General features: G+C 51.5%; 13 protein-coding genes. 7 read left to right on the forward strand and 6 right to left on the reverse strand.

Annotation, left to right across the window (positions count from 1 at the left end; translation table 11 throughout):
- Positions 1-232 precede the first annotated feature (232 nt).
- Together HRH59_RS12295 and HRH59_RS12300 are read left to right on the forward strand one after the other, a co-directional pair.
- Positions 233-982 (forward strand): 3-hydroxybutyrate dehydrogenase, encoded by a 750-nt coding sequence (locus HRH59_RS12295; RefSeq protein WP_173501565.1) that lies wholly within the window; start codon positions 233-235, stop codon positions 980-982.
- A 45-nt stretch (positions 983-1,027) separates the two neighbouring features.
- Complete coding sequence (locus HRH59_RS12300) at positions 1,028-4,483, forward strand: hybrid sensor histidine kinase/response regulator (protein ID WP_231702488.1); 3,456 nt, start codon at positions 1,028-1,030, stop codon at positions 4,481-4,483.
- Here HRH59_RS12300 and HRH59_RS12305 read toward each other — a convergent pair.
- Entirely contained in the window at positions 4,480-5,127 is a 648-nt protein-coding gene (locus tag HRH59_RS12305; RefSeq protein WP_173501566.1) for a response regulator, read from the reverse strand. The two genes, HRH59_RS12300 and HRH59_RS12305, sit on opposite strands and share 4 nt — an antisense overlap.
- Positions 5,128-5,194: 67 nt before the next feature.
- Positions 5,195-7,513 carry a TonB-dependent receptor gene (locus HRH59_RS12310; protein WP_173501567.1) on the reverse strand — a complete coding sequence of 773 codons (2,319 nt, stop codon included), beginning with the start codon at positions 7,511-7,513 and terminating at the stop codon, positions 5,195-5,197.
- Between the two features lie 157 nt (positions 7,514-7,670).
- Here HRH59_RS12310 and HRH59_RS12315 point away from each other — a divergent pair, with 157 nt between their 5' ends.
- From HRH59_RS12315 to HRH59_RS12330, 4 genes are all read left to right on the forward strand, one after another.
- Positions 7,671-8,972: a GntP family permease gene (locus HRH59_RS12315; RefSeq protein ID WP_173501568.1), complete on the forward strand. Its 1,302-nt coding sequence runs from the start codon at positions 7,671-7,673 to the stop codon at positions 8,970-8,972.
- A gap of 14 nt (positions 8,973-8,986) precedes the next feature.
- A complete protein-coding gene (locus tag HRH59_RS12320; protein WP_173501569.1) occupies positions 8,987-10,144 on the forward strand; it encodes an E22 family MetX-like putative esterase in 1,158 nt (385 codons plus the stop codon).
- 206 nt (positions 10,145-10,350) lie between these two features.
- Positions 10,351-12,231 (forward strand): hypothetical protein, encoded by a 1,881-nt coding sequence (locus tag HRH59_RS12325; protein WP_173501570.1) that lies wholly within the window; start codon positions 10,351-10,353, stop codon positions 12,229-12,231.
- Positions 12,232-12,413: 182 nt separating this feature from the next.
- Complete coding sequence (locus tag HRH59_RS12330) at positions 12,414-13,412, forward strand: PAS domain-containing protein (protein ID WP_173501571.1); 999 nt, start codon at positions 12,414-12,416, stop codon at positions 13,410-13,412.
- Positions 13,413-13,437: 25 nt separating this feature from the next.
- Here HRH59_RS12330 and HRH59_RS12335 read toward each other — a convergent pair whose 3' ends face one another.
- Entirely contained in the window at positions 13,438-14,592 is a 1,155-nt protein-coding gene (locus HRH59_RS12335; protein ID WP_173501572.1) for an MBL fold metallo-hydrolase, read from the reverse strand.
- A gap of 129 nt (positions 14,593-14,721) precedes the next feature.
- On the opposite strand from HRH59_RS12335, the gene HRH59_RS12340 reads away from it, so the two are divergent.
- A complete protein-coding gene (locus HRH59_RS12340; RefSeq protein WP_218573511.1) occupies positions 14,722-15,321 on the forward strand; it encodes a TetR/AcrR family transcriptional regulator in 600 nt (199 codons plus the stop codon).
- Positions 15,322-15,327: 6 nt separating this feature from the next.
- On the opposite strand, the gene HRH59_RS12345 is transcribed toward HRH59_RS12340, so the two are convergent.
- The 3 genes from HRH59_RS12345 to HRH59_RS12355 are packed head-to-tail and all read right to left on the reverse strand — an operon-like array spanning position 15,328 to position 17,455.
- Complete coding sequence (locus tag HRH59_RS12345; protein ID WP_173501573.1) at positions 15,328-15,594, reverse strand: DUF3325 family protein; 267 nt, start codon at positions 15,592-15,594, stop codon at positions 15,328-15,330.
- The gene (locus HRH59_RS12350) at positions 15,591-15,914 is read right to left on the reverse strand and encodes a hypothetical protein (protein ID WP_173501574.1); all 324 of its coding nucleotides are present in this window, start codon (positions 15,912-15,914) and stop codon (positions 15,591-15,593) included. The genes HRH59_RS12345 and HRH59_RS12350 overlap by 4 nt, the downstream gene beginning before the upstream one ends.
- Positions 15,905-17,455, reverse strand: a complete 1,551-nt coding sequence (locus tag HRH59_RS12355) for a PepSY-associated TM helix domain-containing protein (protein ID WP_218573512.1) — start codon at positions 17,453-17,455, stop codon at positions 15,905-15,907. Before HRH59_RS12355 ends, HRH59_RS12350 begins: the two co-directional genes overlap by 10 nt.
- Between the last annotated feature and the right edge of the window lie 20 nt (positions 17,456-17,475).

The following is a 17,475-nucleotide window of genomic DNA, read 5'->3' on the forward strand; positions in this document are numbered from 1 at the left end:
TATAGAAAAAATGGCTGCCGCGTACGAATTATTTTTATTGTTAAGGCGAAAATGTACCACAAGCACTGGGAGTAGAAAACTATAAGCCGGTTTTTTCAATACTTGGCCATAGTGCAGCAACCAAATACAGCAATAATCGGAAAACCGCAGCTATAGCACTAAAGTAGCGTTGCTCTGTACAGTGGCTGCTTCTAGCATGATAAGCAATACAGTGAATAACAGGATTAGGATTATGCAGGTTGTTATTACCGGAGGTACCGGTGGCATCGGTTTTGCTATTGCCGGCCATTTTGCTGCACTTGGTCATAAGGTGGTTATTGCCGATTTACACCAGGGCGCCATTGACGACAAAGTAGCGCAGTTACAGCAACAGGGCTTTGACGCCGCCGGTATTGTGCTGGATGTTACTGACGCAGCATCGGTGGCCAACTGCGCCGCGCTGTATCCGGCCGATGTACTGGTAAATAACGCCGGTATCCAGCATGTGGCCAGGTTGGAAGATTTCCCGCCAGAGAAGTGGCAGCAGCTTATCAATGTTATGCTAACCGGCCCGGCTATGCTAAGCCGCGCTATGCTGCCTGGCATGCGTGCACGCAATTTCGGCCGTATTGTCAATATCGGCTCTATTCATGCGCTGGTGGCATCGCCGTTTAAATCGGCTTATGTCGCGGCAAAACATGGCTTGTTAGGCTTTAGTAAAGTGGTGGCGCTGGAAAACGCTGATATCAATTTTACCATTAATACGGTGTGCCCCGCGTACGTTAAAACGCCGTTGGTGGAGCAGCAAATTGCCGCACAGGCAAAAGAGCACAACCTGACAGAACAACAGGTTATTGAACAAATTATGCTGGCACCGATGCCGCAAAAGGCCTTTATCGGTGTTGACGAGATTGCCGCTACTACCGGTTTTCTCTGCAGTGATGCTGCGCGGCATATTACCGCACAAACCCTGGTGCTGGATGGCGGCTGGACGGCCCGCTAGCGACATGCCCGAAACTCAGGCACAATCAGCTTACGCAGACTTAAGATGACAGCGCCTGAGCTTATGATGTTAAACGGCAGCAGTATTGGGCTTGGCACCATTGCTGCGCTTTCGCTTATTTATTTGTTAGTGCTGTTTAGCGTAGGCCATTTTGGCAAACGTATTAACAGCAAACATCCGCTGGCGCCCTGGGTGTTCAGCTTTGCTTTGTCTATTTATTGCACCTCATGGGCCTTTTACGGTGTTACCGCCCAGGCGGCGGTAAACGGCTGGTGGATGCCACCTACCTATATCGGCTCTTTTCTGCTGTTTTGGTTTGGCTTTAAACTGATCGCCCGCATCGCTATCGCCTGTCGCCGCTACCGCATTACCTCTATCGCCGACTTTATTGCTACCCGGTTTGGCCATTCGCGCGCACTGGCGGTTATTACCACCCTTATCCTGTTGATGTCGGTGATCCCCTATATCGCCTTGCAACTGCATGCCGTGTCTACCAGTATTAATACCCTGGTCAGCAGCGCCCCCGACAAGTATTGGTATACCGACACCGGGCTCTACGTAACGTTGTGGATGGCGGTGTTTGCGCTGTTGTTTGTCAGTAAAAGCGCCAAAGCACACCAACCCAACCCCGGGCTGATGACAGCCATCGCTTTTGAATCACTGGTAAAATTGCTGGCATTGCTGGCTATCAGTGCCTTTGTATTCTGGGGGATGTATGACGGCATCGGCCAGATTTTTACCCAGGCTGCCACGCACCCGGCGGTACAACAACTGCAACAAGCCGCGCTGCCGGCGCACACCTACTGGCTGCATGTGTTGCTGGGTTTTGCCGCTACCTTGTGTTTGCCACGGCAGTTTCACGTTACCTTTGTGGAAAACCAGCATCTGGGGCATTTACGCAGCGCACGCTGGATCTTCCCGCTGTATTTATTGTTGATGGGCATGTCTACCCTGCCGCTTGCGCTTGCCGGCGTGATGCTGCTGGGCGCTGATGCCAATATTGATTTGGTGGTGCTGCAAATCCCGCTGGCAGCGCAGCGCACCGATATTGCATTGCTGGCCTATTTGGGCGGATTTTCCGCTGCTACCAGCATGGTAGTGGTCGCCACCGTAGTGCTGGGTATTATGATCACCAACGAATTATTAGCGCCGCTGGTATACCGCACACCGGCGCGTAATGCCGACACGCCACAACCGGTTAAAGTCTCTACGCTGCGCCGCATTTCCATGTTAACGGTGATGGCGCTCGGCTATATTTATTACCGCTGGATTGGCACCGAAACCGGTCTGGCACAGTTAGGCCTGATGGCGTTTGCTCTGGTGGCACAGTTAGCTCCGGCGTTAATTCTTGGTTTGCTCAGCCGTAATATTAACCGTCAGGGTGCTATTGCCGGCTTATGTGGTGGTGCCTTTGCCTGGGCCTATATTATTTTGCTACCGGAGCTAAGCCGTGCCGGCATAATGAGTAACAGCTGGCTTACCCAGGGTCCTTTTGGTTGGCAACTGCTGGCGCCACAGCAATTGTTCGGGCTAAATGCCGATGTGATCAGTATTGGCGTGTTGATTAGCCTGAGTCTGAATTGCCTGTTGGTGGTGCTGGTCAGCCGCTTCAGTGCCACCCGTGTTGGCGAATGGCTGGAGAGCGGCCGCTTTTTGCGGTTGCAGGTTAACAGCCGTCACAGCCAGCCACTGAATTTGTCGGTGCAGGACTGTTACCTGCTGGTTAAGCGTTTTGCCGGTGAAAAAGAAGCCCGCCGCCTGTTACAACGCAATTTAAAAGAGCCGCATGAACTGCAGCAACTGGCACCGGCCAATCTGTTGCAGGCCGCTGAACGCAGCCTGGCGGCAGTGGTAGGTGGTGCCTCAATGCGGCTGATTATGGACGCCAGTGGTAAACATGCCGCACTGCCGCTGGAATCTGTCGCCCGCTTTGTCGATGAAGCCAGCCAGGTGTTCCAGTTTAATCAGGCGTTGCTGCGCTCTACTATTGATAATATCAGCCAGGGCATCAGCGTTGTAGACGCCGATCTGCGGTTAATTGCGTGGAACCAGCGTTATATTGATATGTTCAGCTATCCGCCCGGCCTGGTCGAAGTGGGTAAACCGGTGGCGGACGTGATCCGCTTTAACCTGCAGCGCGGCCTGATAGACAGCGAAGACATTGAAGCCGAAATTCAAAAACGGCTCAGTTATTTAAAGCAAGGCAGTGCTTATAAATTCCAGCGCCGCCAGCAAGACGGCAGCGTGCTGGAAATGCAGGGTAATCCGCTGCCCGGTGGCGGTTTTGTTACTACTTACAGTGACATCAGCGCTTTTATCGACACGCAGCAACAGCTGGAGCAACGGGTGACCGAGCGCACTCAGGCACTGCAGCAATTAAACGGCCGCCTGCAACTGGCGCAGCAGGAGATAGAAGCCAGCACCCGCGCCAAAACCCGGTTTTTTGCTGCGGCCAGCCACGATTTAATGCAGCCGTTTAATGCCGCCGCCTTATTCGCCGGGTTATTGCGCGACCAACAAAGCGAGCCGGCGTTAAAACAGCTAAGCCAAAATGTGATCAACTCACTTAACTCTGCTGAAGAATTGCTGGCGGCAATATTGGAGCTGACTAAGCTGGACTCCGGCGTAATAAGTGCGCAACCGCAAGCCGTCAGCTTAAGGCTGGTATTGGACGACATTGCCGGGGATGCCGCCGCACTGGCCACGGAAAAAGGCCTTGTTTTTCACTATCTGCCGGTGAAGCTGGCGGTAATGACTGACCGTAAACTGCTCAAACGCGTAATCCAAAACCTGCTGGCAAATGCCATTCGCTATACCCATAGCGGCAAAGTGGTACTGGCAGTAAAACGGCGCGGCAGCGATGTACAAATTTGCGTAATGGATACCGGTGTCGGTATTGCCAGGCAAGATCAACAACGTATTTTTGAAGAATTCCAGCAAGGTGAGCAGCAAGACCAAAAGGGCCTTGGTCTGGGTTTGGCGATAGCGCGGCGCATCAGCGGTATTTTGCAACACCATCTGGCGGTGCATTCCGTTGCCGGCAAAGGCAGCTGTTTTAGTGTTACCTTGCCATTGGCACAGCAACCTGCAGCCGCATTACTGCAGCCTGCGCCGGGCATCATTAACGCCAGCTTTGCCGCGAAAAAAGTACTGTTACTGGATAATGAACCGCAACTGCGTGCAGCCGTGGCTGAATTGCTGCGTAGTTGGCAAGTTGACGTCACGGCTGTCGGCCAGCCGGCTGAAGTCTTGCAAGCCATACAAGCGGGCCTGCAACCCGATTTGCTGCTGTTTGATTATCATCTGGATAACGGTGCAACCGGTATAGAAGTCGCCAACCAATTGGCGGCGCATTTCGCGGTAAATGTGCCGGTGGTTATCCATTCGGCAGATCATAGTGAGGACATCCGCGAAAGCGCACTAAATGCCGGTTACTATTTCTTGCTTAAACCGTTAAAGCCGGTCGCGCTGAAACAAATATTTCAGCGCCTGCTACGTTAATGGCTCTGCGGCAGTTTCAATTTTTCAAATAAAATACCGGCTAAGGTGCGGTTGTTGACGTTCAGTTTGCGCAAGATGGCTGAGACATGTTGCTTCACGGTGGTTTCCTGCACATTCATCTCATAGGCAATTTGTTTATTTAACAGGCCATCAGCAATCATTTTTAACACGCGGAACTGCTGCGGTGTCAGCTGTTCCAACCGGCCGGCAAAGTCATCGTCAATTAAGGCTTTAGCATTGCGTACATCGGTTTCCAATGCCGGCGGCAGCCAGCTATCGCCGTTTAATACCGCCGCTATCGCTTCTGACAACAGTTCCAGCGGCGCCGATTTCGGAATATAAGCTGAAGCACCTAATGTCAGGGCTTGTTTAATAATCACCGGATCTTCTTCGGCAGACACCATAATAACCGGCACATCAGGGTATTCGGTGCGCAGCGCACTGAGGCCGGTAAAGCCATCGCTGCCGGGCATCCTTAAATCAAGGAAGATAAAGTTGGTATCAGGGTGTTGTCGCAGCAAAGGCCACAGTTGTTGCATACTTTGTGCTTGTAATAGTAGGGCATCGCTGCCAAGAATGTTGGCACAAGCCTGGGATAACGCTACGCGAAACAGCGGGTGGTCGTCAGCAATTAGAGCAATCATAAATCCGGTTCTGAGCCTTTTAGCCCATAATGAACCGGGGCTTTCGCCCCGGCAAGTGTTTTGTTAATCAGAAACGATAACCGACACTCAGGCTAACCGTGCGTGGCGCGCCATAGTAGCCTATCAAGGTATTGTCGCCGCCTAAACCCGGAATAAACTGGCCGGGGTTAGCCGGATCCGGTGCGATAAAGGCATAGTTACCTACCAGATATTCTTCATCGGTCAGGTTTTTACAATGTAACGCTACGCTCCAGTGGCCATCATTACTAAACCAGGTTACACCCAGATTAAGCAAGCCATAGCTGTCCTGTGTCAATAAGTTGTCCAATTCGACCAGCGAATAGCTGCTGCGATAACTGTAATTACCGTTCACTATTACATCGCCGAACGAGGTTAGCGTGTTGTAGCTGAAGCCAACAGTGCCGGTCGTTTCCGGCGTATTAGTTACCGAGAAACGATCTGAAATATCAACCGCCCCGGCGACAGGATCAAAGGTTACCGCCTCTTCAAACTTGGCATCAATTAACCCCAGGTTGGCATAGATTTCCAGTTCGCGGCTGGCTTTCCATGTTACTTCCAACTCTAAACCGGTAGCCTCAGAGCGACCTACGTTACCCAGGCGCTGGTTCAGTGCAGAGGCATCGTTTTCATCCGGGATCACCGCGATATACTGCCGGTCTTTGTGGTCCAGCATAAACAGCGTGGCATTCACCCGCACGCGGTCATTCCAGTCGCTTTTCATACCAATTTCAAATGAATCAACAGTTTCCGGGTCTGCGGCCGGTTCTGCAACTGTTGCCCGCGGGTTAAAGGTACCGGATTTAAAACCCTGGCCATAGCTGGCAAACAGCATTAAATCGTTGCTGTGTTGGTATTCAACACCCACTTTCGGCGTCAGTTTGCTCCAGCTTTCACTGTCATCCAGCACTACCGGGGTGGTTAACCCATCCGGCCGCACATAGCCCGGCACCCAGCCGGATTCAGGATATACCGTAGCGAAAATTAAGCCGTTACGCACCACCGCATCTTTCTCATCTTTGGTGTAGCGCAAGCCTGCGGTAACCGACCATTTATCGTCAATATCATAGCTACCCTGGGCATACAGCGCAGTGCTGTCGCCGTTGCTGCAGCCGCTTACTTCGCGGGTTAAACCGGGCGTACCAAAAGCAGTTTTACCCAACTCTTCCAGGATGGCATCAAACACACCACAAGAGTCTGCGGTGTAGTAGTAGGCACCCGATACCATCTTAAAGCCGTCAGTTTGGTAATTTAACTGAAACTCCTGGGTAAACTGCTCGTCATCATAGATAGCCGGCACGTCAAAAATACGGATCGAGGTGTTATCAAAATCGATATTGGTCGGTGAGTAACTCTCACGCTGCGAGGTAATAGATTTAAATGTCCAGTTGTCGTTAATATCCCAGTTAGCTGTAAGGCTTAAGCCTTCCGTTTCGACTTTGTTTGTCGTCGGTAAACTGGTGTAAGAATCAAACACACTGTCCGGCACCGGCGCATCCGTTAACAAGCTGGGCAATAAACGATAGCCGCCTTTGGCGTTAGATTTATCATCTGTTTTATCGTAATTTACGCGGAAAAACAGATCGTCTGAAGGCCGGTATTCCAGCGTCAGACGAAAGGCCTGCATATCTTTGTTGTAGTTTTCACCGTCCTGACCATCCAATGCCGACGTTAAAAATTTACCGTAGCCGTCACGCTGTAAGTTGGCATAACCAAAACCGAGATAAAGTTTGTTATCAATTAACGGGATTTGGCCGGTGGCTTTAATATCACCCTGTTTATAGGATCCGGCCGTCAGGTTTACCGCAAACTCCGTATCACCACTCATTTCTTTGGTAACGTATTTAACCGCGCCGCCTATAGTGTTTTTACCGTACAGCGTGCCTTGCGGACCGCGCAATACTTCAATACGCTCAACATTCAGGATGTCCAGCACCGCGCCTTGTGGCCGCGCTACGTATACATCATCAATATAAATACCCACGCCGGGCTCATAACCCCACAATGGATCTTCCTGGCCCACGCCGCGAATAAACGCCGTTAAGGTTGAGTTAGTGCCGCGGCTTTGCTGCAAGGTAGTATTGGGCGAGAATTGCTGAATTTCCACCACGGTTGAAATACCACGCTCAGCAAGATCGGCGGCACCAATTGAGGTTACCGCTACCGGTACTTCCTGCAGGTTTTCAATGGTACGGCGCGCGGTTACTTCAATCCGCTCCAGTTTTACGTCAGCTTCGGCGTCTTTGGCTTGTTCCTGTGCTAATGCAGCACCGGCAAAGCAGCTGCTGATGGCTAAAGCTATAAGGCTGGGTTTAAGTAAGGTACGGCTAAACTTGTGCTGTGTATCACTATTATAGTTATAGGCCATCTTGGCTCTCCTGCTGTTTGATTTCACATCATCTTGTCTTTATTGGTATGGCCTTACTGTAGGCGCAAACGCAGAATTTTTAACCTGTACCTTAGTACTATGGTGATGCCCGCTGTCCTGTATCAGACTAAATGAAAATGAGAATAAGGATAACAAGATGTTGAGTCTTCTCGGGTTGCTGGCCGGGCTTGGCCTGTTAATAGTGCTGACTATGCGTGGTTTTAACCTGTTTATTACCGCACCGCTGTGTGCACTGCTGGTAGCAATAACCAACGATATTCCGTTTTGGCAGCTGGCAGATAAAGCTGATTTTGTGCATGGCTATATGTCCGGTTTCTCCGGTTTTGTTGCCGCCTGGTTTTTAATGTTTTTGCTCGGCTCTATTTTCGGCAAACTGATGGAACATACCGGTGCTGCCGATGCAGTGGCGCTGGCCATTGTAAAGCGCTTAGGCCATACCCGTGCCGTGCTGGCTATTGTGCTGGCCTGTGCTGTTCTTACCTATGGCGGTGTCAGTTTATTCGTAGTGGCATTTTCCGCTTATCCAATGGCCGTCAGCTTATTTAAAGGCGCCAACCTGCCGCGGCGCTTTATTCCGGCTACGCTGGCACTGGGCTCAGTCACTTTTACCATGACCTCGGCAGGCTCACCGGAAATACAAAACTGGATCCCTATTCCGTATTTAGGCACTACGCCTTACGCCGGCTGGCAGGTCAGTATCATAGTGGCATTGTTTATGGCCGTGGGCGGCTATTTTGCCCTTATGTGGATGATTAAATCGGCCACGAAAAAAGGCGAGCAGTTTGCTGCCCGCAGCAGCGATCCGGTATTAACGGATAAACCGCTACCACACTGGCTGACCGGCCTGCTGCCGTTGTTAGTGGTATTGATTACCTCGTTTTTGTTGCATGACAGCCTGCAACAAGCGGCGCTGATTCTTGCGCTGGCCGGTGGTGTTATCAGCCTGTATTTACTCAACTTCCGCTTTTTACATAACCCGGCAGCTGCCACTAACGAAGGCGTGCTGGGCGCACTGTTAGCCATTGGTAATACCGCCGCTGTAGTGGGCTTTGGTGCGGTAGCTAAACTAACTCCGGCCTTTAACAGTGTGGTCGATTATATGACCCATCTGCCCGGGCCTGAGCTGGTAGGCGCTGCCGTAGCAGTCAGCGCCATTGCAGGTTTAACCGGTTCGGCTTCAGGTGGCCAGGTTATTGCCCTGCCGGAAATTGCACCGCATTATCTCGACCGCGGTGTCGACCCGGAACAATTGCACCGCGTAGTAGCGATTTCCTCCGGTGCGTTAGACTCTTTGCCGCACAACGGCTATGTGGTTACCACTATTCGTGCTATTTGTGGTGAAACGCACCAAAATGCTTACTGGCCGGTAGCAGTAGTCAGCGTGTTAATGCCTGTGCTCGGCACTATATTGGCAATAGCGCTGTTTCAGTGGTTTTAACCGGAGACAACACCATGTTTAGTAAAATAATTTTATTTTTATGCGTTATCGCATCCGGCACCGTCCAGGCTATGTTGGTGCAAAAACAGCGTTTTACGCTGGACAGTTTTACTACCGAAAACGGCCAGACTATTGCTCCGCTAAACGTTGGCTGGGAAGCCTACGGCAAATTGAATGCCGATAAATCCAACGTCATTTTAATTACGCATTATTTTTCCGGCAGCAGCCATGCCGCCGGTAAATACCATGCGGATGATGCCGCGCCCGGCTACTGGGATGCCATCATTGGCCAGGGTAAGGCGATAGACACAGATAAGTTTTATGTGATCAGCAGCGATACCCCGGTCAATGCCAATGCGTTTGACAGCAACGTTATTACCACCGGTCCGGCGACAATAAACCCGGCCACCGGCAAACGCTATGGCTTAAGCTTTCCGGTGGTTACCATTGGTGATTTTGTCGAAGTACAAAAAGCCCTGCTCGACAGCCTGGGTATTGCTAAATTGCACGCTGTAATTGGTCCGTCAATGGGCTCGTTTCAGGCAATAGAATGGGCTGTGCGCTACCCGGAGCAGGTGCAGCGCTTAATCCCGGTGATCGGCAGCGCCTATATGGATACCTACAGCGCCATTAAATTACAGCGCTGGGCCTACCCTATTTTGCAAGACCCGGCCTGGCATAACGGTAACTACTATGATAGCGGCCAGCCGCTGCAGGGTCTGAGTACCGCACTGGCCTATATTACCCAGGATGCGCTGCACCCGGACAGTTTTAACCCGCGCTACAGCGCAATAAGCGCGGATGCCGGCATACATCAGGATATCACTGCCCTGCCACAGGCCTGGCAGCAATTGCTGGCACAAGCGCGGCTGCGCGCCGAAAAACAAGATGCCAACCATATTCTGTATTTGGTGCGCGCCTCGCAGCTCTGGCGCGCAGGAATGGGCGACAACTGGCAACACGCGCTTAGCCGGGTTAAGGCCAAAACGCTGTTTTTACCTGCAACCGGCGATTTGCTGCTGCCACCGCAACTGAGTAAGCATAGTGCGGAAGCGATGACAGCCGCCGGCAATAAGCCACACTATGCTGAAATTCCCGGTAGCTTCGGTCATCTGGATGGTGTGGTGGGGATCAGTGCTGTAGCACAGCAGATCCACGCCTTTTTAAACTGATTGTCCACTACCTTTCTTCGCAACTTTTGTCGCTACACTTTCCTGGCGGGTGCTGCAGGTATTGGGCACCCTTTTTCCACGCCGGATAATTTATTCGCCAACCGCCACATTTTCCGCTAAAACTATCCGGCTGAGCATTGCAAAACGGCTGCAGTCAGGCAAGATAGCTGCGTTTTCAATAACGTGATTTATAAAAGGAAGTCACCATGGCGTATGATTATGGTAGTGAGTCGTTAGGGATCCGTAACCCGTTTAAAGCCGAAGGTTTGCTGCGGGCGCTACGTGGCCTGGTGGTAAGCCTGCTGGGCATTTACCCGCTGCTGCAGGTGGTTGGCCTGGTACAGCAGGATAAAACGCTCGCCTGGATTTACGCCGCGGTGGGCTTTGTATTGTTGGCTGGCGGTTTACGGGCACTGGGCAGCGGTATTTTCCAAATGCTGCGCTTTTTTGTCGGCCGCAGTGTGCCTACCTCATTGGCGGCAAACTACAGCAAGTCTGAACGTGAAACAGCCAAGCTGGAACAACCACACTATAAAAGCATTGATTTGGAAGAAATGCTGATGGGCCGCAAAAATAAAACCTTTGTTGAGCCGGTCGGTTTTATTTCCCGCTTAGTGCATACCTTAGTTCCCAAGCTGATTTTTCTACCCTACCCGCTACGTAATTTAGCGCAACGTTTTGCCGGCGCCTTAATTGCCACCGTGGTCGCGCTGGTGGCTTATGCGCTAACGGCCTTTGTTTGCTTAACCGGGCTGGCCGGTGACACCGGTGATATTTTGCTGCCGTTTTTCTCTTTTGTGCTGGTGGTGTATTTAATTTTAAGCTGGCGCAGCGCCAGCACGGTATTTCGTCAGGCCGAAAAAAGCATTGAAACTCAGGGCAATCTGCAGCTGGCAAAAATTATGGCCTTTGCCATTCTGGCGCCGGTGCTGCTGGGTTTAGCCATTAACTACTTACTGCAACAACCCGACGTACAACGCTTTGTCAGCGAGCTGCAAACTGCAGAATTACACAGTTTCGCGGTAACACCGCAGTTACTGCTGGTGCTGCTGTTTACCGCGCTCAGTGGCGCTTTTATTTTTATGCTGCTCAAGCAGCGCACGGCCAAGGTGCAGGCACAAACCAAGGTATCGGAGTACCGCGCTAACTGGCAGGAAAACATTCACCCGCGTGAGCTGTTTGTTAATATCGACAATATTGTCATGGCCAACCGCCGCTACAAGGAAATCCCTAACCGCGTATACCGTGAGCTAAGCCCGAACCTGAACGAGCAATCGGAAAGCAAAGGCGATTTCAGCGGCGAAGTGATGATTGAAACCCAACCGGCTTATGCGCCGCTGGAACACACGGCGCTGTTTAAACAGTTACGCTTGTGGGCCACCGTCAGCGGCCAGATTTTGCTGCTTATCGGCCCGTTTATTCTGTTTTACCTGCTGTTTGAAGCACAAACTGTGCTGACGCTGGTACGCGAATACACGGCTCTGGCACGCCCGGCCGATGCTGCTACACAGGATTTTGTCGTTAACCTGTTTAATGAAAGCCAATTTATATTAAGCCTGATTTTCAGCTGGCTGATTTGCCACAGCTTTGGCCGCCTGTTGGAAAACTACAGCCATACTTTTTGGGCCGAGCTGAATTTTAATTCCTTACTGGTGTACTTAAAATGCGAAGGTACTTACACCCAAAGCAAATTAACCACCGGCAAAGGCATTTACGATTCCACTTCATCAGAAAACTATGTGATGCGCTCGTCATTAACGCCGTGGATCATCAGTTCACGCATTATGAGCAGTACTTTTGCCGACAGCGGCGCAAAAAATGTTGAGCATCCGCGGCATATTCTGGAAATGCAGGAAAACCCGCAGGAAATGCAGGCCATTTTAGACGATATTCAAAGCTTTCTGTCTGAACGCGAAACCATTGCCAACATTAAAAACTCACAGGATTTGTCCAATACCGAGCAAATTTACCAGATTAACCAGCAGTCACGCGCTATGCCGGTTAATGCTGAGCAAGCAACACTGGCCAGCCCGCAACAAGATGCCGAAGCCAGCACCAGCCTGCCGCCTGAACCCGCTAAAGACTAAAGCGCGGTATTATAGTTGCCCGGGCGCCGCCAGCGCGGCCCGGGCATTGCACTTACTGTGGCACAGTATTGTGTCAGGCCGCGCTGATTATTGTGGCCGATTTAGCCAAACACGGTTAGCAGACAGCAGCGCTTTGGCGTACACTTTAACTCCTTTCGTTACTGTTTTAATGAGCACTTTCTATGCAAGCCCCTGCTACCCCTGATAACGAAATAGAACGCTTACAGTCACTTATCGCATCCGGCCTGTTAAATGAACAGCCCGACGCCGGTTTTGACCGCTTTACCCGGCTGGCGCAGGCGTTATTTGGCTGCAAAATATCACTGTTGTCACTGGTCGATGAAAAGCGGCAATGGTTTAAATCACGCCAGGGCTTAGCAGCCACAGAAACGCCGCGCGATGTATCGTTTTGCGCCCATGCGGTATTTAACGATAAGTTATTGTACATTCCGGATGCCACCGCCGATCAGCGTTTTGCTGATAACCCGTTGGTTACCGGCGAGCCGGCTATCCGGCTGTATGCCGGCGTGCCGTTGCATTCTGTCGATGGCCTGCCGCTGGGTACCTTATGCATTATTGATGACATTCCCCGCGAACTAAACACATTGCAACTGACACTGTTGCAGGATTTAGCTGCGCTGGCCGAAGCAGAAATTGCCCGCAACACTTTAGCCAGCCAGGCAACACAGCTGGAGCGTGATAAGGCGCTGTTGGAACAACACCGGCAACGTTTAGCCGCCTTTATCGACAGTTCGCGGCTGGCCACCTGGGAGTGGAACGTACAAACCGGCGATGCCATTTTTAATGAACGCTGGGCAGAAATGCTCGGCTATGATTTATACGACTTACTGCCGTTGAGTGTCGACACCTGGCTGAAACTGGTACACCCCACCGATAAGGCGCATTCTGAGCGCTTACTGCAACGCCACTTCGCCGGCGAGCTGCCGTTTTATGAATTAGAGTGCCGTATGCAACACAAAAACGGCCATTGGGTATGGGTGCTGACCCAAGGCAAAGTGATTAGCCGCACCGACCAGGGCCAGCCCAGACTAATGACAGGTACGCACCAGGACATCAGCGAACGTAAAGCCAACGAAGCGGCCATTACCGAAGCCTACAGTTTGCTGCAGCGGGTATGCCGCAATGCCGGGTTGGATATCAGTAGCAGCGACAAACGCTGACACCGTTCTCCGGCCGGGCAACCTGTTACTCCGCGGTTGCAACGGCAGCCGCGGACGTTATAACGTCAGTTTGCGGCATCAGCGCCAACCACCAAAAGCTGTTCTGTGCCACACTGCTATATAGTTGTGACATTGACACCACCTGACCAAACTGTGGTGTTAACAGCACTGCGTCAGCTTGTCTTGCAGCAACATTTACCCGCTCCAGCGGTTCGTACCAGGCATGAAAGGCTAAATCAAAGGTGCCGTTATGCACCGGCACCATCACCCGGCCTTTTACATCCAAATGAGCCTGCACGCTTTGCTCAGGTGTCATATGGATATGTGCCCAGTCATTGTCGTAAGCTCCGGTTTCAATAAAGCTGATATCAAACGGGCCGTATTTATTGCCTATTTGCTTAAAGCCATCGAAGTAACCGGAATCACCACTGAAATATACTGCACCGGCTGTGGTTTTAATTACCCAGGAGCCCCATAAAGTAGTGTTGCCATCGCCGATGCCGCGACCGGAAAAATGCTGCGTTGGCGTAAAGGCGATAAGCGTCTTGTCAGTTATCTGCTCTTGCCACCAGTCAAAACGCTGGATTTTCTCTGCTGCCACACCCCATTGCTGTAAGTCGGTTTCTACGCCCAGCGGCACCAGAAACTGCGTGGTTTTCGCCGCCAATTGTTTAATGCTGGCTTTATCTAAATGGTCATAATGGTTATGTGAGATCAGCACCTTAGCAATAGCCGGCAACTCAGCAATACTGATTGGCGTTTGATGAAAGCGTTTTGGACCTAAAAAAGAAAATGGCGAAGCACGCTGCGAAAACACCGGGTCCAGCAGCCAGTATTCGCCGTATACCTTTAACAACACGGATGAATGCCCCAGTTTAACAAAGTGCACGTCATTGTCCGGCAAGGCATCAAGCTGCTGCCGGCTCAGCGGCTGTAGCGGTATGGTTTTGGCCGGCACTTTATCTACCGCCGGTTCAGTAAAATAGCGCTTGGCAATTGCCAGTGTTTTCAGCAAACCCGGTTGTTCAAAGGCCTGTTCATTGTGAAACTTACCCTGCTGATACCGACTGGCATCCGTTAAGGTTGTTGCATCTACACTCGCCACAATTTTTGCATTCAGCATCACTATTCCCGCCCCTGTCAACGCCAGGCTGCCCGCCAGCCAGCGTAGTGGTTTCATTAATTTGCCCATAAGCTCACCAAACGTAAACTACACCGTTCAGTTTACATATAAAAACGAATAAGTAAACTGGTTAGTGCAGTTTTTTCTACACCGGGCTACAATGGCCGCACCAGAGCAAGGCTTAAAATGATGAAACTAACTGACAAAAAACGCATGCAAATACTTGATGCGGCAGAAGAGCTTTTCCACAGCAGCGGTGTGGAACATACCAGTATGGATCAGCTGGCACTGCAGGCTAAAGTATCAAAGCGCACGGTATACAACCATTTCGCCACTAAGGACGCACTGTTTCAGGCGATTTTGCAGCGTATGTTCGACAAGCTGGCGCAGAGCGGTGAAGTGCGTTTTAACGCGACAGAGCCTATTGAGCAGCAACTGCGTAAAATAGCCGAAGATGAGGTCGCCTTACTTAGCTCCGCAGCTTTTTTACGCGTGGCCAAAATTGCCATTATGCAGGTAATGCAGCGCCCGGAACTGGCACAGCTGATGAGCGACAGCAGCCTGGGTTGCAAGCGCTACATAGACAGCTTTTTAACCGACGCCTGCTCTGCCGGCGTGCTGCAGATTACCAATATCCCCTTTGCCGGTAAGCAGTTTATTTATCAGCTGAAGTCCTTTGTGTTTTACCCCAGTTTATTTGGCCTGGAGCAACACACTCCGGCGCAACAGGCGCATATTATCAATGAAGCGATAGCGTTGTTTCTGGCGCGGTATCAGGTTAAATAACAGCAGTTAAAACCGCTGCCGGTATGCCAATACCAATGCCACCAGCAGTGCTGCCATGGTCAGAATACCAAACCAGGTTACTAAGTCTTCCGCCAACTGCTGGCGCTGCAGCACCAGCAATAAAGACAGCAGTAATAGTGCAAAGCCGCTCAGCCGCCAGATACGCTCTGCACGGGCGCTTAAATGGCGTAAGCCAAACAGCCGGCGGTAGCGAGGCATCGCCAGGCTCAGCAGCGTAAAGCCAGCCAAACATAGTAACCACAGCAACATCATCTTGTTTGCTCCGCTTTGGTGCGTAAATCTGCCGGCGGCGCGGTGTAAACCAGGCTCAAATATAAGCCGGCACTTAACAACAGCAAGATTACGCTGGTTCTGGCTAACCGCCTGGTGCTTATTACCCACAGAATAATCAGACTGTACCAGACAAAACTCAACAGCATCAGCCAGACAAAAGCGCCGGCTTTATCTGCTCCAAACAGCACCAGCAAAACCGGCAAGGTTGCTGTGGCCAAAATACTCAGGCAAAAGCCGCCGCCAATGGCCAGTAGCAGGCGATAGCTAAGTTGTATACGGGGGTGTGATATTAACGACATACCAGCTCCTGTGCGGTGTCGCGGTGTTGCTTAGCGGCCGCCTTACGACGTACAGTAAAACGCCAGAGCAGAAAAAAGCCACCGGCGCTTAATAACAACATCAAATCGACGGCCAGCAAGGTAGTATCAGCAGGAAAACGGTAACTAAGTATATTGCGCGGCACTGTTAACACACTCAGCAGCGGTAACAATAAATACGCCAGTGCTGTTAGCATGGCGCCCTCGCGCCAGCTGTTGCTGATACCGCGCAGCAGCGGATACAACAGCATAAACGCCCAGCCGGCAAAAAAGCAGTGGATCTCCATCTCTGCACGGTTTTCCAGCGTAAGCGGCAATAAGCGGTTGGCATAAAAATAGGCCGCGACAGCCAGTGGCAAGCCTAAAATAACGCCGGCATTTAACCAGCGCACCAGTTGCTGCCCAAACGGGATCTTGTTATCAGCATGCAGCTTTTTCAGCCGTTTCTCTGACCACAGCACCAGCCCGGTGGCGATCATCAGCGCGCCCATAACGCCGGAGATAAAGTACAACCAGCGCAGCTGCAACCCGGCAAAACGGCCGGCATGCAAATTTACCATAGTGCGCCGGGTGTGCTCAGCCACCAGTTGCGGCTGCAGCTGGTTCAGCAATTCGCCGGTTACGGCGGAGTACACTAATGTGCGGCCGGGTACAATAAGTGACTGCGTACTGCCTTCAGTAAACTGCACTGTGGCGGCAACATCGCCCGGGTTATTTACTGCCACAAAAGAGATTGCTGCGCCATTAAGTGTTGCCGCAGCTTGCTGATACAACTGCTGCAGCGGCAACATAGCGGCAGCCTCTCCGCTGGCCACCACCGCAGCCGGCTGGCGGGTTAAGCTTTCAAACAGGCTGTTACGATCGCCAAAGCCAAGCGAAATCGCCCACGACAAGTACATAAACATCAGCGTAACCAGCCCGGTGTAGGTGATCATTAAATGAAACGGCAGCGCCAGTACAGCAGTAATGGTATGCCCGTCTAACCAGCTGCGCGGCCCCTTGCCCGGCTGAAAGCTGAAGAAATCTTTGAATATCTTTTTGTGGATAATTACGCCGCTGATAATAGCTATCAGCATAAACATGCTGCAAATGCCGACCAGCCAACGGGCCCACAGCACCGGCATATAGTGTAAGTCAAAGTGGAAGCGGTAAAAAAAGCTGCCGCCACGGCTCTCTCTTAACTCAACTTCCTCACCATTGCCATCAAGCGTAGCACGCTTAAAACCGCGACCGCCGGCGTTGGCATCACGCCAAAACACCGTGGTGGTAGCTGAGCGCTGATCAGGCAATGACACAGACCAACGCGCAGAATCCGGTGCTTTTTTGCTCAGAAACGCCTGTGCCTGCGTCAGGCTTTGTTCAGCCTGCGCTTTATGCTGCAATTCAGGCTGCATCCAGTCTGTAACTTCGTGTTGAAAAAACGCCAGCGTGCCGGTAAAAAACACCGCAAACAACACCCAGCCAACAACCAGCCCCGACCAGGTGTGGAGCCAGGTCATGCTGTCGCGGAATCTTGCTTTCATTCGCCTTACCTATCATGCAC

The sequence above is a fragment of the Rheinheimera lutimaris genome (genome assembly GCF_013283795.1).
GTDB classification, from domain to species: domain Bacteria; phylum Pseudomonadota; class Gammaproteobacteria; order Enterobacterales; family Alteromonadaceae; genus Alishewanella; species Alishewanella lutimaris.